At 65.0% G+C, this 18,180-nt stretch carries 20 protein-coding genes and 1 pseudogene; 8 read left to right on the forward strand and 13 right to left on the reverse strand.

The window, feature by feature from the left end; translation table 11 throughout:
* The first annotated feature begins 67 nt into the window (after positions 1-67).
* Positions 68-1,717 (forward strand): hypothetical protein, encoded by a 1,650-nt coding sequence (locus EV685_RS08390; protein WP_130481533.1) that lies wholly within the window; start codon positions 68-70, stop codon positions 1,715-1,717.
* 250 nt (positions 1,718-1,967) lie between these two features.
* On the opposite strand, the gene EV685_RS08395 is transcribed toward EV685_RS08390, so the two are convergent.
* Genes EV685_RS08395 through EV685_RS08405 form a run of 3 tightly spaced genes read right to left on the reverse strand, consistent with a single transcriptional unit; the run spans position 1,968 to position 2,776 of the window.
* Positions 1,968-2,282 (reverse strand): IS66 family transposase, encoded by a 315-nt coding sequence (locus EV685_RS08395; RefSeq protein WP_130481534.1) that lies wholly within the window; start codon positions 2,280-2,282, stop codon positions 1,968-1,970.
* Positions 2,227-2,586: a hypothetical protein gene (locus tag EV685_RS08400; protein ID WP_130481535.1), complete on the reverse strand. Its 360-nt coding sequence runs from the start codon at positions 2,584-2,586 to the stop codon at positions 2,227-2,229. The genes EV685_RS08395 and EV685_RS08400 overlap by 56 nt, the downstream gene beginning before the upstream one ends.
* Complete coding sequence (locus tag EV685_RS08405; RefSeq protein ID WP_130481536.1) at positions 2,576-2,776, reverse strand: hypothetical protein; 201 nt, start codon at positions 2,774-2,776, stop codon at positions 2,576-2,578. The genes EV685_RS08400 and EV685_RS08405 overlap by 11 nt, the downstream gene beginning before the upstream one ends.
* 285 nt (positions 2,777-3,061) lie before the next feature.
* On the opposite strand from EV685_RS08405, the gene EV685_RS08410 reads away from it, so the two are divergent.
* Entirely contained in the window at positions 3,062-3,493 is a 432-nt protein-coding gene (locus EV685_RS08410) for a hypothetical protein (protein ID WP_130481537.1), read from the forward strand.
* 18 nt (positions 3,494-3,511) lie between these two features.
* On the opposite strand, the gene EV685_RS20600 is transcribed toward EV685_RS08410, so the two are convergent.
* Genes EV685_RS20600 through EV685_RS08450 form a run of 8 tightly spaced genes read right to left on the reverse strand, consistent with a single transcriptional unit; the run spans position 3,512 to position 13,530 of the window.
* Positions 3,512-4,714 carry a PIN domain-containing protein gene (locus EV685_RS20600; RefSeq protein ID WP_165396754.1) on the reverse strand — a complete coding sequence of 401 codons (1,203 nt, stop codon included), beginning with the start codon at positions 4,712-4,714 and terminating at the stop codon, positions 3,512-3,514.
* 24 nt (positions 4,715-4,738) lie between these two features.
* Positions 4,739-6,109, reverse strand: a complete 1,371-nt coding sequence (locus EV685_RS20940; RefSeq protein WP_130481538.1) for a restriction endonuclease subunit S — start codon at positions 6,107-6,109, stop codon at positions 4,739-4,741.
* Positions 6,106-7,551, reverse strand: a complete 1,446-nt coding sequence (locus EV685_RS08425; RefSeq protein WP_130481539.1) for a class I SAM-dependent DNA methyltransferase — start codon at positions 7,549-7,551, stop codon at positions 6,106-6,108. Before EV685_RS08425 ends, EV685_RS20940 begins: the two co-directional genes overlap by 4 nt.
* 38 nt (positions 7,552-7,589) lie before the next feature.
* A complete protein-coding gene (locus EV685_RS08430; protein ID WP_130481540.1) occupies positions 7,590-8,024 on the reverse strand; it encodes a type II toxin-antitoxin system VapC family toxin in 435 nt (144 codons plus the stop codon).
* Between the two features lie 2 nt (positions 8,025-8,026).
* The gene (locus EV685_RS08435; protein ID WP_130481541.1) at positions 8,027-8,416 is read right to left on the reverse strand and encodes a type II toxin-antitoxin system Phd/YefM family antitoxin; all 390 of its coding nucleotides are present in this window, start codon (positions 8,414-8,416) and stop codon (positions 8,027-8,029) included.
* 25 nt (positions 8,417-8,441) lie between these two features.
* On the reverse strand, positions 8,442-9,104 hold the full coding sequence (locus tag EV685_RS08440; protein ID WP_130481542.1) for a hypothetical protein: 663 nt from the start codon (positions 9,102-9,104) through the stop codon (positions 8,442-8,444).
* A gap of 31 nt (positions 9,105-9,135) precedes the next feature.
* Positions 9,136-12,627 (reverse strand): type I restriction-modification system endonuclease, encoded by a 3,492-nt coding sequence (gene hsdR / locus EV685_RS08445; RefSeq protein WP_130481543.1) that lies wholly within the window; start codon positions 12,625-12,627, stop codon positions 9,136-9,138.
* Between the two features lie 18 nt (positions 12,628-12,645).
* Positions 12,646-13,530: a zincin-like metallopeptidase domain-containing protein gene (locus EV685_RS08450; RefSeq protein ID WP_242615481.1), complete on the reverse strand. Its 885-nt coding sequence runs from the start codon at positions 13,528-13,530 to the stop codon at positions 12,646-12,648.
* Here EV685_RS08450 and EV685_RS08455 point away from each other — a divergent pair.
* From EV685_RS08455 to EV685_RS21305, 3 genes and pseudogenes are all read left to right on the forward strand, one after another.
* Positions 13,496-13,651 (forward strand): type II toxin-antitoxin system HicA family toxin, encoded by a 156-nt coding sequence (locus tag EV685_RS08455; RefSeq protein WP_130481545.1) that lies wholly within the window; start codon positions 13,496-13,498, stop codon positions 13,649-13,651. The genes EV685_RS08450 and EV685_RS08455 overlap by 35 nt on opposite strands.
* Before the next feature lie 46 nt (positions 13,652-13,697).
* On the forward strand, positions 13,698-14,072 hold the full coding sequence (locus tag EV685_RS08460; protein ID WP_130481546.1) for a type II toxin-antitoxin system HicB family antitoxin: 375 nt from the start codon (positions 13,698-13,700) through the stop codon (positions 14,070-14,072).
* 39 nt (positions 14,073-14,111) lie between these two features.
* Positions 14,112-14,234: pseudogene (locus tag EV685_RS21305) on the forward strand (type II toxin-antitoxin system VapB family antitoxin); the annotation flags it as partial.
* A 48-nt stretch (positions 14,235-14,282) separates the two neighbouring features.
* Here EV685_RS21305 and EV685_RS08465 read toward each other — a convergent pair.
* Positions 14,283-14,726 (reverse strand): phospholipase D-like domain-containing protein, encoded by a 444-nt coding sequence (locus EV685_RS08465; RefSeq protein ID WP_207224785.1) that lies wholly within the window; start codon positions 14,724-14,726, stop codon positions 14,283-14,285.
* Positions 14,727-14,812: 86 nt separating this feature from the next.
* The gene (locus EV685_RS08470) at positions 14,813-15,499 is read right to left on the reverse strand and encodes a phage antirepressor N-terminal domain-containing protein (protein ID WP_130481548.1); all 687 of its coding nucleotides are present in this window, start codon (positions 15,497-15,499) and stop codon (positions 14,813-14,815) included.
* A 124-nt stretch (positions 15,500-15,623) separates the two neighbouring features.
* Between EV685_RS08470 and EV685_RS08475 the strand changes: the two genes are divergently transcribed.
* The 3 genes from EV685_RS08475 (at position 15,624) to EV685_RS08485 (ending at position 17,869) form a co-directional block, all read left to right on the forward strand.
* A complete protein-coding gene (locus EV685_RS08475; RefSeq protein ID WP_420820815.1) occupies positions 15,624-15,908 on the forward strand; it encodes a BrnT family toxin in 285 nt (94 codons plus the stop codon).
* A complete protein-coding gene (locus EV685_RS08480; RefSeq protein WP_130481549.1) occupies positions 15,871-16,167 on the forward strand; it encodes a BrnA antitoxin family protein in 297 nt (98 codons plus the stop codon). Before EV685_RS08475 ends, EV685_RS08480 begins: the two co-directional genes overlap by 38 nt.
* Positions 16,168-16,723: 556 nt before the next feature.
* Entirely contained in the window at positions 16,724-17,869 is a 1,146-nt protein-coding gene (locus EV685_RS08485) for a hypothetical protein (protein ID WP_130481550.1), read from the forward strand.
* Positions 17,870-18,180: the final 311 nt, after the last annotated feature.

An 18,180-nucleotide genomic window follows, 5' to 3' on the forward strand; every position in this document is an offset into this window, starting at 1 on the left:
GGGCTCTGTTTCCCCTCACAACTGGCCGACCTGCGTCCTTGGGCGCATTAATGTAGAAACTAACATCATGAGTGCCAAGATCCCATCCATCCTGAAAAGTGCTGGAACTCTGCTCATCAGCGTGCTATTGACGGCTTGCGGCGGCGGAGAAGAAACCGGTACCTCGTCCAGCACAACACCAATCAGCAACCCCATCACCACGCCCGGCACGACGCCGACCACCGGACCTGGCGTGTCGTCCACACAGCAACCCCGCTGGACCACGCCGCTGCTGCTTGAAACAAGCAACAGCCAAGTTGAGCTATTTTCAAATGTGCCACGTTATTGGCTAGGCATCTCGGACAGTGGCGATGCAACGGTCGCATTCATACAGGCAGACGCTACCGGACGTCGTGCACTACAAGTCACCCGGGGTAATTCAGATACCAACTGGAGTGAACCGACAGTGATCGACGCTGCTGCCCCGATTGACGTTGGAGATTATCCTTTCAGCGGCAGTGTATCCAGACCTGACGTTGCAGTATCCCCCAACGGAAATGCTGTTGTTGCATGGGCCCACTTGACCGACTGCGGCACAGGCAGTTACCTCAAGAATCCAGCAGACCCATGTTCCTTCGTTTATGCCTCACGACGCCTGGCAGGCGAATCAAATTGGGAAGCGCCAATTAGGGTATCGGACTCACCCTATGGGGTATGGGGACCACACCGCGTCAAGATCAATGACCGCGGAGACGTTGCAATCTTGTTTGCTCATGCGGAGCCCACAGAGACGACCGCCCGGATCGACCGACCCGGCGTCGCGCTGCGTACCGCAACAGAGTCGGCCTTTCGCGTCGAGGTCCTGAACGACTGGCCCATCGCCTACGGTTTTGCAACGGGGCCGGAACTGCACCGCCTGGTCATCTTGGGGCTGGACGAAACAGGCCACGTGAATGTGACCGGCCAGCGCGGCACAGACATCGTCTCCTACCGTGGCAGCGTGGCTTCCGGATTCGGCTCAGTTCAGGTCGCCGCGGAACTGGAGAGTCGTGCTGCAACAGCGTCTCTTTTTGCCGTGCATACTGGGAGCAGCGGGTATATCGCAACCTTGTGGCTCCAAGATACCGCAACCACTGCCGGATCCGTGTTGTTGTCGGTCTTCTCACCGACGACTCAATCATGGACCCCTTCCGCAGTTCCCATCGACTTGACGCAGTACCTCTCGTCAGGCGCGTTGACCACTGCCAATAGCTTGTCGTTGTTCAGTACCAGCAAATGGGCATTGCGTGTCACAGACGATTCAGCCGGGCATGTCTTGATATATGACAGATGCACACTGACTCAGTGGAAAGCAGGAGCCGTCATTCCCAAGAAGAACCTGCCCAGCCTATGCGGCTTGCACTTGTCGGATAACGCACTCTTCGTTTTTAATCAAAAGGGAGACTACGTGGGCGTGAATGCAAGTGGATACGATGGCGGCTGGGTCTCCTACAACCAATCCACCAACAGCATGACGCACACGATGCCAGCCAACCTGGCCGGTGTTCAGCCGCAAGATTACGTTCTTGGCACGAGAACCCGAATTGCTGGATCCTTTCCGACAGTGATGGATGTGTCGAACACAGGGAAAGCCATTTTGGTCACAAGCAATCGGTACGCAACCTTGCCAAGCGCGAGCGGTCCGATTGGCGACCTCCACCCCAGCTTGTATAACTTGTGGGGGCTCTTCTTGCACTGAACTGGCATGCAGCTACGACATATCCCATCCGATCGGGAGGTAGCTGCGGTGCACATGAGCTGCTCGTCGGCGAAGTTCTCCGGATGCTGTCGGACGTCCGGTGGGTATTGCGACGGGTCAAGGCGCGCAGTCAGCTCGAATGCACGATGCAAGTCGCAGCAGCGGCGCCGTAGCCTTGCTACGGCTTCAGCTCGCAGCGGAGCCTTGCGGCAAGCATCCGGCGGACGCATCTTGACGATGTCGGGGTTGATCAGGTCGTGAGGATCACCGGCCGCCAGTGTTGGGGACACAACCGGTCGCTTTGGCTTGTAGGCTGGACAGGCGAGCGCTCCAGGAAGTCGCGCAGCTTGGCGCAACGTTCGTGGTCTTTGAGCTTCGCTGGGTGGATCAGGCTCATCAACGCCGCAGCCCGCTCGCCTTCGCGCCAGCTTCCGGCGTACGGGAATTGCTTCCGCCCGACAGTGAACGGCCGGCTGCGGTTCTCTGCCGGGTTGTTGTCGGCGGGCAGGTCACCAGCGTCGATGAACCGAGTCAGGGCGTGCCAGCGATTGAGGCTGGAACTCAATCACATCCACAACCTGCACCCACCACGCCTGCACCACCACCCTCGGCGCCTTCCTGCTCCCCACCTCTTCCAGCCCGACCAGCACCAGCTGCCGCCCGCGCCAGCGCAGCACGCGCGCTTGGTCGAGCGGTGGCAGTTGGTAGGTCATGAGGTCCTCGCCCAGCAGGGCCGCGATTGGCAGGGCTTCTCGGTCGCCTGGGCGGCGGAAGATCATCAGGTCGCCGCGCTGCGGATTGCTGGCCATGATCTCGTCGCGCGGCAGGGGCCGGCCGTCGCGACGCATGCGGCGGACGTCAGCCAGCATGTGCCTGCCGGCCTCGATCGGGCAGGCCGGGGCGCAGCCACTCGACCACGGCGGTCTCGGGTTCAAGTTGCCGCCATCGCGGTTCTTCCCACAGCTCGCCCGCCACCTCGTCGCGCAGCTCGCGGGTCAGGCTAGGCCACTGGGCGTGCAGCCTGGCTGAGCAGCGCAGCCGCCATACGTTCGGATCCATCGGTCACCTCTCCAAGTTCGGGATGAGACTGTGTATTCATACAGTCCAGGCAACCATGCTGGCTGAAGGCGGGCTCAGGAGATGAGCCTGGGTCCGGGACGTTCGCAGGGCGCCAGCCCTCCAGACGCGTGCATGGCGACCGACGCGCCGAACCTAGCGAGCGTCTTCGCCAAGAACGTCACCACAACGCCGGTTGCGTCAGGGTGGCGACACCCAGATCCGCTCGAACGAGGGATCGGATCCCTACGATGCCTGCTCGACCCATCCGGACCAGGACCACGAACCGTGTTGCGCAAGCTGTTGATGCTGACCCTGCTCTCGCCCCTGGCCGCCCAGGCCGGCACGATTTACCTCTGCAAGGCCTACAGCGGCGGCATGTTCTGGTCGCAGGAACACTGCAACCAGCACCAGGCCCTGATCGAGCGCATCGCCAGCGTGCCGGACGGGCTGCCCTTCGACCAGCAGGTGCAACTCGGCGAACAGTCCCGAGCTGAGGCGGCCCGCCTGAGCGCGCCGCCACCGACATCGAGTCATTCGACGTCCACGAGCAGCTACACCGTCAACGGCAAACGCTACGCCCATGAATGCCAGGCGCTGGCCGCGACCATCACGCAGATTGAGTCCCAGCAACGGCAGCCGCTGCAACCGGGCATGCAGGACCGGTTGACCGCCCACAAGCGGCAGGTGCGGGATCGACAGTTTCAGTTGCGGTGTTGAGCCGCCGATCGGCAGCCTTCAGCCCTTCTTGCCCGCCACCGCAAACCCCGGAAACCGCACCGCCGGCGACGCCGACACATCAACGATGCCCAGTGCGACCAGCCGCTGGACGGCCTGATCGATCCCGGCGGGATGGCCGGCATCCGCCAGCAGCGACTTCAGGGCGCCGCGCAGGCCAGACATCCTGACGGGACGCTTGTCGCCCATCTTCTTCAGGCTCTCGATCGCGTGCATGACCTGCGGCGTCGACGGCTCCACACCCGGCGATGCGGCCGGTTTGGGCAACACTGCCGGCGTGGCGGCCAACTTCTTGGCGGGCGACTTCTTCGTGGCGACCTTCTTGGTTGTCGCGTTTTTGGCTGCCGCCTTCTTGGCGGGCGACGTCTGCACCGCGGCCTTCTTCACCGCAGCCTGCTTCGCTGCCACCTTCTTCGCGACCACTTTCTTCGTGACCACTTTTTTGGCCGCAGCCTTCTTGGTCGGCACCTTCTTCGCCGCAGCTTTCTTGGCGACCGGCGCAGGCACCGTCGACGAGGCTGGTGCCGCCGCTGCTGGCGTCGAGGTCGCCATCGGTGCCACCGCCACCTTCTTGGCCGGCCGAACGACCGGCTGCCGACGCACGTCGACCCCCATCTCGCGGGCATGTCGCAGCATGGGGTCGTAGCCGGTGTCGTTGGCGATCACGACGATCTCGGCGCGTTCGTTCCGGCTGGCGATGTAGCCGAGGTAGTAGCTCAAATGGAAATCGAGCGCGTTCTTGCCGGGCTGGCTGATCGGGACGGCCGTCGCCCGATCTCCGAAGGCCGGATAGGCCTGCACCGCCTGTTTCTGGTGTGGTCCATGGAAGACCCAGACGTGGTCGGCGCCTGGCGCGGTCGCCTGGATCTCGCCGAGGGTGGGCTGGACGTTCTCGTAGTCGATCAGGACATGCGTCGCTCGCCGCTTCGCCTCCGGCAAGCGCGTCTGCAGCGCCTGCACCAGCCGCGCAGCTGCATCTTGTTCGTCCGTCGTGAGGGACGCCGGCAAGGGCACGCCGATGGCGATCTGGCCGGTTGCCGCCAGCTTCAGGGCCTGGTGGATCAATCGGCCCCAGGCACGGTCGCCGCCGGCCGGCCAGGTGGATGCCTCACCGGTCAGAGCGTGCGATTGCTCCAGCAGCGTCGCGGCATCGACCACGAGGGATGCGGCGATGCCTTGCAAGGTGGGCGCGGGGAGTTTCATGTCGAGGTCGGTGTCTTGAGGACCTCACGCTGCGGAAGTGGACCGCTTCTTCGGCTTTCCTTGCCCCTCACGCCCCGCCGCCAACCTCTTCAACAACTCCCCCGCCGGCTCATCCGCCGGGTCCTGCGGCACCAGTTCCCCCCGGAACGCCTTCGCCAACAAGGCCGGCGTCAAACGCTCGGCGGCGGCCTGGGCGGACTTCAAGCGGGCTTCGAGGCGGTCGGCGTAGGCGAACAGGGATTCGACGCGGCGGACGATTTCGGTTTGTTCTTTCAAGGAGGGCAGCAAGAATTTAGTTGACTTGAGGTCAGTCCCGGAGATGCCTTTTTGCCCAGCGCTTGACTTGACGAAGTTTTCTACCTGATGTCGTGTTTGCGGTGCGCCAAAAACAATCTCAACATACCCAGGCAACACAACTATCGAGTCAACCCGCGCCCGAATAAGCTTGTCCGGATACACAATGCCCGGCTGATCGCAACGAACAACTGCGCAAACACCCACAAACTCAAGGCTTCCGTTGTAACGCGTGAAAAGTAAATCATCCTTTCGCAGTGAGTACTGATCTCTCGTTGGCAAATCAACTTCGAGATACCGATAATCCTCGAAGTTGACGGCACCCGATCTGACCGCACTTATTCGAAGAATCTTCGTGCCGAGAACATTTTCATCCGGCTTGGCTGAAAGCCCATTTCGCATCTCAAGCAGCACGGAACCCAAGGTTGATTCACGCCATGCGGTCAGAGCATCGATGTCATCCCGCCACCCCTCCGTCAACCTCCCCGAAGTCGCCGCCGCCAACACCGCCTGCCGAAAGCGCTTGATCAAGGGCGCCACGCGATCCAGCCGTTCGCGGCAAGTGTCGACGCGGGCGAGAGTGGAGTCGATTTTGTCGGCAACGCGGGTTTGTTCGTTTGCTGGCGCAAGAGGAATGACAAGACGGCGAAGCTTGTCTTGCGAGATGTTGCGCATCGACAGTTGATTGCCAGATGAAGCCTCTTGTATTGCCTTTCGCACGCTTGCAGATTTAAGCGCATAGTTCACCCATCGTTTTGATGCATCAAGCACGAGCAATCTCAAGACCTTGTCACTCAGGTAGAGATCGCGCTTGACGTCATCCACGATCACAGCCGCACCGACCAATTCGATGGTGTTCGCCCTAGAAAATAGAAGGTCGCCGGGCTTGATTCGGTTTCGTTCATCAACCTTTTCATCCGAATGCAAAGTCTTGCTTTGCATTTCGTCGAACTTGCCCCACGTGACCGAACTGATCTTCACCAAACCTCGCTCACCGATACGAGGAGTCCGTTCTTCGCATTTGACGTTGAGCCCGGCCTCGATTCCGCGAATTAACTGCCCAAGCTCGGCAAAGCACCAACCGTTTGGCAATTGATTCATTCAGCCAGCTCCCCCAACAACCCCTCCAACTCCTCCAACGCCCCATTCAACTCCTCCGCAATCTCCCTCGCCAACACCGCCGGCTCTGGCAGGTCCGCTGCGTCTTCGGCGCTGTCGTCCTTCAGCCAGCTGATGTCCAGGCTGTCGGCTCGGGCGCGGATGTCGTCGCGGGTGAAGCAACGCCAGCGGCCGGTTTCGCCCTGGTCGGTGCGCTGGCTCATGCCGTTGCAGTCCTCGCCGAAGGCGGTTTCGAAGTCGGCGAAGTGGGCGCGTGTCAGCGGGGTGCGCTTGCCGAACTTGGGGGCGTTGGCGCGCAGGTCGTAGATCCAGACCTCGTCGGTGCTGCCGGTCGCCGCCTGGCTGATCTTCTGGAAGAACAGCACATTGGTCTTGACGCCCTGGGCGTAGAAGATGCCCGTGGGCAGGCGCAGGATGGTGTGCAGGCGGCACTTGTCCATCAGGTCGCGGCGCACATCGGCGCCCACGCCGGCCTCGAACAGGACGTTGTCGGGCAGGACCACCGCCGCTCGGCCCTCGTCCTTCAGGTGGCGGACGATGTGCTGCAGGAAGGCCAGCTGCTTGTTGCTGGTGGCGTAGGTCAGGTCGTCACGGGTCGGCCCGCCACCCCCCTTGGCGGTGCCGAAGGGCGGGTTGCTCAGGATGATGTCGCTGCGCGGCAGGGTGCTGCCGGCGCTGCCCAGCGTGTTGCCGAGGTGGACGACGCCCTCGTCGTCGCCTTCCATGCCGTGCAGCAGGCAGTTCATCAGCGCCAGGCGGCGGGTGCCGCTGACCAGTTCCATGCCCATGAAGGCGCGGTTGCGCTGGAAGCGGCGCTGCGCCTCGCTCAGGTCGTAGAGGTCGTCGGTGTGCTGGCGGATGAAGGCGTCGGCCGCGATCAGGAAGCCGGCCGTGCCGGCGGCCGGGTCCTGGATGGTCTCGCCGGGCTGCGGCTGGATCAGGGCGACGATGCTGTCGATCAGCGGGCGCGGGGTGAAGTACTGGCCGGCGCCGCTCTTGGTCTCGCTGGCGTTCTTCTCCAGCAGGCCTTCGTAGAGGTCGCCCAGGCCGTCCTTGGCCGCGCTGAACCAGTCGATGGCGTCGAGGCTGCGGATCACTTGCTCCAGGTGGCGCGCCTCGGTCAGGCGGGTCTGCGCGTCGGCGTAGATGGCAGCGATCAACGGGTCGTCGCTGCGGCTGAGCTTGAGCAGGGTCTCGCGGTAGTGGTTCAGCAGGTTGACGCCGCTGAGCGCCGACAGCGTCGTCCAGCGGGCGTGGTCCGGCAGCCTGTGGCCGCTGAGCAGGCCGCTGGCGGTGTTCTCGTGCTCCATCTTGATGAAGAGCAGCAGCACCAGCTCGGTGACGTAGTCGCTGTAGTTGATGCCGTCGTCGCGCAGCACGTCGCAGAGGTTCCAGAGCTTCTGGACGATGTCGTTCTGAGTCATGGGGATCCGAGTGGAAAGGGCGTCGGTTTCCAGCGCATTCAGTCGCTGAACCAGTTGGCCAGTTGAAGACCAGGGCGATCGGCGAAGTCACGGGTGTTGCGGGTCACCAAGGTCAGTCCGTGGGCCATCGCGATCGCCGCGATCTCGCTGTCGGGATAGGACATCGGGCGACCGGCCCGGTGAGCCTTCGAGCGCAGGTCCGCCTGCAGCCGGGCGCCGATCGCGTCGAGCGGCACGATCGGGATGAACGCCACGATGTTGTGCAGGTAGTCGCCGACATGCTGCTTCTGCCGCCCCTCGGGCATCAGCTGCCAGCCGTGGTGCAGCTCCTGCAGGACAGTGACGGGCAATGCAACCTCGTCGCGATGAGCCAGCAACAGCTGCTGGACCCGAGCATCGGGACGCGGGCGGACGGGCTCGGAAATGATGTTGGTGTCCAGCAGCCAGCGCAGCGGCCAGTTCGTGGTGGCCATGGTCACGGACGCTTGCGACGACCAGGCTGAGCCGGCCCACCGGACGGCTCGGAAGACGCGGCGCCCTCAGGCTCGTCACCGAGCAGCTCGGTGAAGTCGATCGGCGGCCGTCCGCCGTCGATGCGGCGGTCACGGACGTCCGCAAACGGGTCTTCCCAGCTGCCGTCGTCCGCCTCGGTCGCCAGTTCTTCCGCATGTCGCGCGCGCCAAGCCAGAAGGGCCTCGCCAAAGCCGCTCGGACCACCTTGCAGCCGCTGGTACTGCGCCACCGACATCAACACGCCCGCCGGCTGGCCGCGCCGACTGATGAAGATCGGCTCGTCGCGGACCTCCAACTGCTTGAGCGTCTCGGCCAGGCGGGCGCGGACCTCGCTGTAGGGGATGCTGTCCATCGACGGGCTCCTGGAGTTGTACGTTTCAATTGTACAAGTTGGCCGTCGGGTGCACGGAGGGCCGGAAACCGCTGCGCAAGAGCGTGACGATGGACGGCGGGGTGAGCACCGCCACCTCGTCACCGGCCGGCGGTGCGTCGGCCCGCTGGTAGCCGTCGAAGGTCCAGCGCAGCGACTGGCCACGCCACACCAGCCAGGCCTCGCCCTCAGCGGCGTAGAAGGTGCCATCGGGCAGGCCGGCCAGCGCCGATGGATGGGTCCGCTTGCGGCGGTCAGGACCGATCCGTTCCGCATGCAGCACGGCATCGATCGCCGCGATGGGCAGCCAGGTCGGCGCATCGGCCGATGGGTTGGATGCGGCATGGGCCGCCGCCCAGCCAGCCTTGAAGGCGTCATAGCGCCCACGCTGGCAACTGCGGCAGGGCCGGTGGCCCGCTGCGAAGGCTGTCGCCTCGTCGAGGAAGAAGAGCTCCGAGTAGGTGCCCTGAGAAAACGGCGAGCGCTTCTGCTCGAAGGGCGGATTCAACACGCAGCTCAGCCAGGCCTTGCCAGCCCAATGGCGAACGATGCGGTTCTGGTCGTCGTGCAGGATGCCGCGGTTGCCCATGAGGGTGCCGCGCGCCTGAACGGCATGGAGGACGCCCCAGGGGTCGACGCGGTTCTGAAGGGGTGGTTTCTGCTGGGACATGGGGTTCGTTCTTGCGAGTTCGTGCAGCGGATCAAGCCGCTTGCGGCCAGAGGTTCACGGCCAGCGCGCCCATCACCGGCTCCAGCTGCCCGCCGAGCAGCTTGTCGAGCTGGCGAACGCCGCCATCGCTCGCGAAGGCCTGGTTGACGAAGCCGGCGTCGATGACGACCTCGTGCGTGAGCTGCTTGGCCAGCCGGTCCAGCCACTTGCGCTGCAGCGGCGTCCAGGCACGTTGGGCGTAGACCGCCTGCATGGCCTGCGCGACGCGCTGCTCGAAGGACATCAAGGCCTCGCCCAGGGCGGCCTGGCGGATGTAGCCGACGATGCTGGCGGCGATCTCGAGGTTGCTGCGGTGGCGCCAGGCGGCTTTCAGGTTGGCCTCGCTGTAGCCGTGGGCGTCGAGCAGCAGGCGGACCTCGCGCAGCTGCTCGCGGGTCAGGTCGCGGGGCCGGTTGACGACCACGCCGAGCGCGGCCGACTGGTTGAGCTGCTCGCGCACGAAGTGGCCGAAGCTGTCGAGGTAGTCCTCCGGCCGGGCATAGCGGCCCCAGCTCTGTTCGCGGGTCAGCAGCACGTCGGCGTGCCCGGACAGGATGGGCATGTAAGCGGTGCCCATCAGCTCCCGGACCTCGGCCAGCTGCAGCACCAGGCGGGTGTTCCGGTTGAGGAAGTCGGCCGCGCCCTGCGGCCCGAGTGCATGCAGATGCTGGTGCAACTGGCTGGGCTGAACGCCCCACTGCTGCGCCAGCTCGTCCAGCCGGGCCTTGACCTTGGGGCCGGTGCCGCCGGGCTTCTCGGCTTGGTGGGCGGCACTGCGCAGCACCCGCATGAGCTTCTGGTTGAGCTGGTCCAGCACGTCGTGCGCGTGGCTGCGGCCCTCGCCGCTGCCGGGTGCCTGGGCGCTGGCGGGGTTGTTCAGTTCGTCGATCAGCTGTTCCAGCGTGACCTGGGGGTCCTTGACCAGCGGCTGCATGGTGTTGACCGCCTGCAGCGAGGCGTACAGGTCCACCGGATCATGGATGCGGAAGACGGTCTTGCCGATCTCGTCGCAGCGCCGCGTGGCCCGGCCGATCATCTGCTCGTAGAGGATGCGGCTCTTGACCCGCCGCAGGAACACCAGGTGGCAGATGGCCGGCACGTCGATGCCGGTGGTCAGCAGGTCGACGGTGATGGCGATGTTGGGCAGTCGCTCGTTCTTGTACTGCCGGATCAGGGCGTCGACCTTGTCGCTCGCGCCGGTGATCTTGCGCACCGCCGCCTCGTTGTAGCGCTCTTCGTATTGCGCCGCGAAGGCCTCGTCGAGCAAGCGCTTGACCGTGTCGGCATGGGCGTCCGTGGCGCAGAAGATCAGCGTCTTCTCTTCGCCGAAGGGGTCGAGCTCTTGCGCCAGCTGCTCGCAGATCACGCGGTTGAAGTTCTCGTTGATGACCTGGCGGTTGAAGCCCTCTATCTCGAAGTGCAGCTCGTCGTCGAGCTCGCTGGTCTCGATCTCGCCGGTGGCCAGGTTCAGGGCTTCGACCCGCTCGCCCTTGTCGAAGTGGATGCCCTTCTTGCTGAGCAAGGTCTCGTAGCGGATGGGCGGCTCGTGGTCGATCAGGCGGTCTTCGGCGACGGCCTCGCGGTAGGTGTAGGTGAAGACCGGTTTGCCGAAGATGTCGGTGGTGTGCCGCGCCGGCGTGGCGGTCAGGCCGATGCACACGGCATCGAAGTGTTCGATCGCGCGGCGGTAGCTGGAGAGGTATTGCGCCGGGTCGCGTACGGCCAGCTCGCCCTCGGTCATCTCCTGGTCGAGCGTGTAGCCACGATGGGCCTCGTCGACCACGATGCAGTCGTAGGCGTCGACCGGCGGCGGATCGTCGCTGGCGTACAGGCGCTTGACCATCGCCTGCACGGTCGCCACCTGCACGCGGGTCTCGGCCTGCGCGGTCATGTCGCCCAGTTCGGCGATGACGTAGTGCTGAGCCAGGGTCTGGTTCTGCTCGATGCGCACCTCCTTGAAGGCGCCGAGCGCCTGGTCGCCCAGCGCGGTGCGGTCGACCAGAAAGAGGATGCGGCGGAAGCGTTCGGCCTTGAGGAAGCGGTAGATCAGCCCGAGCGCGGTGCGCGTCTTGCCGGTGCCGGTGGCCATGGCCAACAGGCAGGTCGACCGGCCCTCGGCCAGCGCGGATTCCACCGCCGCGATGGCGCGCTGCTGGTAGTCGTGCAGGCGCAGGTAGCCATAGGGCTCGGTCGCCAGGCTGGCCTCGGCCGCCGCGCGGCTTCGACCCAGCAGATCGAGCAGGCCTTGCGGCGAGTGGAAGCCGGCCAGTGACCGGGCGATGTGGGACGGGTCACGCACGTCGCGGAACCAGGTGCCGCTGGCCTCGGGCAATTGCTTGACCTGGGCCCGACCGTTGCTGGAATAGACGAAGGGCACCGTGAAATGGCCGCCCTGCCCGTCCGGCCATGGCGCATCGCGTCCGGCCAGTGGCCACGCGGGCTGCTGGTCGTCGCTGAGCGCATAGCCCCTTGCATAGCGTTCGGCCTGGCCGATCTTGCCGGGCACGTTGACATTGCGGCGCTTGGCCTCAACGGTGGCGATGGGCACCAGGCCGGCGAAGAGCACGTAGTCGGCGGCCTGCTTGCCGGGGACCGGCCACTCCGCGATCGCAAGGTTCTGACCGCGCACAGGCCGCGCCTGGCGGGCATGGGTGAGCTTGACGGTGTCCGCCATCCAGCCAGCTTCGACGAGTTGCTGGTCGATGATCTGGCGCGTGGCAGCCTCATCGAGCAGCACCTGGCCGGCGGCCGCACTGGCGCGCTGCGCAAAGCGCTGCAGTTCGACGGCGGGCGCAGCGGCGGCGGCCTGGCGCGCGGCTTCGAGCTGGGCCTCGAACTGACGCTGCAACTCGGCGCTGCGCTGGCCGGCCTCGTCGGCCAGTTGTTCGTAGACGGCCTTCTCTTCGGCGGCGATGCGGGCAAGCTCACGTTCCTGATCGGCCTGCGCGGCATGCAACCGCGCCATCTCAGCCTGCTGCACCTGGCTGGCCTGGGCGTCCTGCAATTGGCTGCTGAGGCTGGCCAACTGCTGCTGCAGGTCCGCGAGCCGCTGACTGGGGTCGTCCGGCAAGACGAAGGGACCGGGCTTGAAATCCGGCTCATGACCGAAGGTGCGGTGGAACCACACCGCCAGTTCACGCGCCACCTTGAGCGCCTGCAGGCCCTCGCGGTAGCCGATGCCGTGCTCGATCTCGTGCGCAGCCTGGTTGCCGCTGCGGCGCAGCAGGTGGAAGAGTTGCCGCACCTGCGGGTCGAGGTTGAGCCGGCTGTCGACCGCCCGCAGCAACTCTGCCTGCGTCGGCCGCAGCAGCGCAACGCCAGTGCGCGCCGCGATCTCCTGCGTCAGCGCTTCGGCCAGCAGGCGCAGCTTGAGCACGCAGCTCGAAGGATCGAAGGGATAGAGCCGCTCAGCGGTCGCGCCGAGGTCGGCCAGCATGGCGCCATGCTCGGCCAGAAACCCGAAGTTGCTGCGCGTGGTGTTCATCTCCCTGCACCGTTCTGGTCAGCCGATCGAGCGGCTGAACGCGGTTTGATCTGTGGCCATTATGGTGCGGCAGCCTCGAAGAACGTCCCCCGGCCATGTGTGCAAGGCGTCGAGCGAGGCTCGCTGTTCCAGAGACTTGGACCCGTATTCCTCGCTCTGGTCGACCGATCGCCACCACTCCCCGATCAGTCCACGGCTGCCTCGCGCGCCGATCAGCGCGTCGAGGACGGCCCGCTTTTGCTCTGGGGTGAAAGTAGGAAGTCCGGAATGTCCATTTCCTTCGTGGGCGAGAGATCGATTGAAATCCTCTTCGTCACGATGGTGCCCGGCGTGAAGGACAAGTAGCCCCCGGGAAGGGTGGACGCAAGCTTTTCGAGCGGGGTCTGCGAAGGCTTGGATGACGGCGTCTGCGTGGGGTCCGTAGAGCTCATGGAAGTCCCTTTCCGTGTGGAGAACTGCGATCTTGAGCGGGAAGCGCCCGTCGGCGCCGAAGCCCTTGTACTCAGCCAGGAACTGCGCCACCAGCTGCTCGGCGCGCTCGCTGCTGATGCCGCCGGATACGGCGGGCGCAGCAGCGGCGTCGGCCGTGACCACGGGTGCCGAGATCATCGCCGATGCGTCCTGTGGCGGTTCGACCTGGGGCGCGGCCGCGTCCTTGGTGGGCGACTGCGCCAGGCCGATCACGTAGCTCGCCATCGCCTCCGCATCGCGAGCGGCGCGGAAGATCTCGTGCTTGTCGTCCTGCAGGGCCTTGACCCAGGACGCCTGGTAGGCCGCGTGGCGATCCGGGTTGAACGGCACACCCAGCTCGGCCGACATGAACAGGCTGGCCATCTGGGCACGGAGTTCCTCGCGGGCATAGGACTCGCTGCCAAAGCGCCCGGTCAGGTTCCTGGTGCACACGGTGGGCTCGCACCACCCGTTCAAGTACCCGACCAAGCCCGGCAAGGTGACGGTTCCGCACCCCAAGAAGGATCTGCTGCTGGCCACGGTGCGCAGCATCCTCATGCAAGCCGGCCTGTGAGGGCCGATCACCACCCCAGGAGTGACGACGCTGCTCTACCCCGTATGTGCACACCGGTGACGACCAGCACGCCCACGGCGTCACCTTCCCCGATTTCCCCGGCTGCTTCGCGGCGGCCGACGACTGGGCCGGCCTTCCGGCCGCGATTCAAGAGGTGGTTCAGGCGCACTTCCACGGCGAAGGCGCGCAGGCCGTGCCGCCGCCGTCGGCACTGGAGACGCTCCCCACCGATGCGCAGTACCAGGGCGGCGCGTGGCTGCTGGCCGATGTGGACCTGGGCCGCATCGACACCAGCCCGGTGCGCCTGAACATCAGCCTGCCGGCCAACCTGGTCGAGCAGTTCGACGCCTACGCCCGCGCCCACGGCGCCACCCGCAGCGGCTTCCTGGCGCAGGCGGCGAGGCAGGCGATGGGGGGGTGAGCCATCACTGCTCAGTCCAACGATGAAGCCGATGCGACCCTGGGTGTCGACCTGTACCGGCAGGCTCTGGACCTCGCAGACCCGGCGATGGACAAGTCCGAGCTCTTTCGAGAAGCCCTTCGCACCTTCGTGCGCGTGCAGGCGGCTCGCCGGCCGACCGCACACTGACCCCAACACCTCGCAGGTCACAACCGTCGATCTGCGCATCGCTCAGTACCTCCCTACCAGCGCCTGCACGCCCTGATGGTTGCGCACCACGTGCCACAGGTACTGCTTGGCCGCATCCGGCCGACCCAACAGCACCAGGAGGTTCTCGGCCTTGCGTGACTGCGCGGCCGCCGAGTCGTGGAAGCTGCCGGTCTGCACGTGGCGGCGATCGGCCACGATCGCCTGGTCGTGGCCGATCGCGTAGGCATCGCTCGTCCGCACATCCACGCCCGCATGGGCCACGGCCTGCAGGGCCGCACGGGCCTTGCCGGACCCGTCGTCGACCAGGTTGTTGCGCCGGTCCGCGACCAGACGCACGCGGACGTCGCGCTTGTGGGCCTTCAACAGCGCATCGGCCTGGCCATTCGGGCTGAAGGCGACGGCCACGTCCGATGCCGTGGTGCCTGCAGGCCGCGACGTTCCGGGCAGGTCGCGTGCGACTGCCACCGCCGGCATCACCAGGGCAAGCACCCAGCACAAGGCGACCGCCTGCCACGCGGGCCTGCCTGGACCCATGTTCAGACTGAGGTCGTTCACACGCCCTCCCGCCGCATCAACTCGGCCAGCTCGGCCGGCGACACGCACACCACGTCGTTCTTGAGGCGACGCACGGTGTAGCCGTTCGTGTCGTCCATGCTGACGTACCACTTCCAAGCGCTGCGCCCATCCTTCGGTGAGATGCCGTCGGCGAGGTATTCCTCCATCAGCTCCTTGGCGATCATGGATGTGCACATGAACACGTCGTGCATCGCCCGCGCCGTGTCTTCGCGTCGGTGGTGGGCCGCATTGGCCTCGATCTCCGCCCGTTTGGCCGTGGCCAGTGCGCGTTGCTGCAAGCTGGCGCCAAGTTGGCTTGATACATGGCTCGGACCGGACGCGTTGAAGTGGGCCGCCAGCGCGGCAAAAAACTCGCGCTGGTACGCGATCAAGTGCTCGCGCAGTTCAGGCCGCACGCGGGCGGCGCTGATGCCGAACAGCCAGCCGTTGAGGTAGTCGAGGGGGAGACAGAGGGTCTGCTGGTCGCCGCCGGCGGAAGGGGTAGCCGGAATGGCTACGGTCGAAGCCAAGACCGGATGACGCATCAGGCGCCGGGTCTGCGCCTGGGCGTCCAAGCCGAGAGCCTCACAAAGCGATCGGACCGAAACGTGGGGAATGCCATTGACCAGAACGGCCAGCAGCGTCGCGCCGTGGAAGGCGACGGAAACGAGAGAGTCGGCCATGACGGGCCTCAAAGGAGTGCGGTTTGCTACAACCGACGCCCTCGCTGCAAATCCCGATCCCTGATGAGCAAGAACGGGTGACGTTTGCCACGTGATGCCCGATGCGTACACCCTTATTTAATCGATGTACAATAAATTCATACTCATCGAGTTCGACAGCAGCAAGCGCGAGAAGACCCTGGCCGAACGCGGCCTTGACTTCGCTCGCGCTGGCGAGGTGTTCGCCGAGGTGCATGTGACGTTCAGCGACGAGCGCATCGACTATGGCGAGCCGCGCTTGAACACCGTGGGGCTGCTTGACGGCCGGATGGTGGTCGTTGCCTGGACCCCTCGCGGCGAGGTGCGCCGCATCATCAGCATGAGGAAAGCCAATGACCGAGAGCAAGCGCGTTTCAGCCCCCTGGATTGACCCTGATGACGCACCAGACCTGAGCGAGGCCGACTTGTCCAAAGGCCAATGGCGCGTCGGCGAGCGTGTGCTGACGCAGCCGGAAGGGATGGCCGCCTTGAAGAAGGCCCGCCGGGGGCGGCCCCCAGCCGCGAATCCCCGTGAACCCGTGACGCTGCGCCTGGACGCGCAGACGCTGGCGCGCTGGCGAGCCAGTGGCAAAGGCTGGCAGACACGGGCCGCCGCTGCGCTGGCGGCGATGGCGCCGCCAGCTACTTGATCCACCTGCCGGCCAACCTGGTCGAGCAGATCGACGCCGATGCCCACGGCGCCACCCGCAGCGGCTTCCTGGCACAGCCGGCGGGGCAGGTGATGGCGAAGGGCGGCTGAAGGCGACGCGCCGCCATGACGCGTGCCCTCCCCCACACGCAGACCCTGATCGGCTGACGGGCTGTTGACGTTCACACGCCCTCCCGCCGCATCAACTCGGCCAGCTCGGCCGGCGACATTTCCGGGAGGTCGACCACGACGGCGAGACGCTCGTCGGAAGCGTTGCCTGGTGTTGACTCACGAGACGCAAGTTGGCCTGCCGCCTCGTCAACTGGCTGAAGAAGTCGGACAGTTCGTGCCGAGGTCATCACTGCCCCAATCTCGACCTTGACTCGATCGCCCGCGACATAATTTCCATTCATGTTTGCCCCCCGCTTCTGCGACACGCAGCCAACGACTGAAACAAGCCACTCGTCAACCCGAGGCGACGAGCGACACCCCCACCGATAGGCTCACCGATGGTCGACGCGTCGACAACGTCGCGCGTGACGTGAGGCATCAAGGAGGTGATCAATATGGCGGTGGAATCAATGGACCGTTGCGCAAAGCGCGCACAGCGCGAGCGACTCGCGAACCTGGCACTCGGCTTTGCCTTGGTGGGCAGCCTCGCAGCATGTGGTGGCGGAGAAGACACCAGCGCCGATCCACCGGCGGCTCCCGCACCCGCACCGGCGACCAGTCAGGCCACCAGCAAGTCGGCCCTTCAGACCTTGACCGATGTCGGCCCGGCCAACTACCCAGCAGGCACCGTTCAACGCGGCGCGTGGGATGTCATGCAGGGCGAGCGCGTGGCGTGCGGCTTCGGGGCCATCAAGCAGGATGTGCGGCTGGATGCGGCGAACACGAACCATCAGGAGTACCTGACGCACAAGAGTCTTGCGACAGGGCAGAGTTGGACTGGTTACTACGAGACTGCAGGCGACGTAGCTTCTGCCTACTTCACAGGTGTCAACGTTGGAGATCGCATCCATCACGTCGGCTTGCCAGCACTGGCGTGGGGCATGGAGATCCTGACTGGGAGCTACGCCTCTCCCTCCAAGGGCGCTCCAGATCAAATAGTCTTGGACTCGAACCGGGGTGCATCGAACATTCGCGAGCTCATGACAACCGTCTATCACCTCAAAGGTGCAATGGTTGAAGGCAAGCTGGCCGGCATCGGCTACAGCCACTTGCGAGACACCGACATCACGTCGCCAGCTTCTGATTTCGAGGTCTACCGCTACGGCACTCAAGTTATGTCGCTCAATGGTGCCGACCTGCAAAGGCTTGGAACCAACGTGGTCGCGACCTACCCTTGCGCCGCTGCGCAACAGGTTCAAGGCAACTTCCAACCAGCGTGGGAGCGCCCGAATCCTTTTCCTGAGATCACAAGCAACACCATCAACTACGGAACACCGATCTACTTCAAGGTCGACTACACCTCGACATTGACCGTCACCAGCCTCGCGCTCATCCAGGTCAGCGACGGGACCACGATTGCCACGCGCAATCTGACGGCAGCCACTGACCCGGCGAGGATGCTTGGCAAGCACGAGTTCTTCGCAGTTCCGACCAGTGCGCTGACCGTCGGTCAGAGTTACCGAGTTGTCGCGGCAGGCACCGTGGACGGACATGCCTGGCTGAAGGACTACATCTTCACAGTGAGCTTCTGAGGACGTGACGAACCAGCAATAGGCACGCACGCCGCCACGATGAGGCCTCACCGGGGCCTCATCCCGTTTCTGGATGGCGTGCGTGCCGTGCATGCGCTGGCGGTGTGGACGCCCGAGGCTCCGTACTCCTTGCACAGCTGGGTGGCACTCGCCTGGTCCGCCGACACGGCATCAGTAGCGGTCCTCGCCGCATAGGCGCTCACTTCCTCGGCAGACAACTCCCTGTTTGTCGTCGATGCCGCAGTGCTGTCCCTCAAGAGGAAGGCGAACTCGGAGTTCTCAGGTGCGCAGGTCCAATGGCCAGCAGAAGT

It is taken from the genome of Sphaerotilus mobilis (genome assembly GCF_004216565.1).
Lineage (GTDB): Bacteria > Pseudomonadota > Gammaproteobacteria > Burkholderiales > Burkholderiaceae_C > Sphaerotilus > Sphaerotilus mobilis.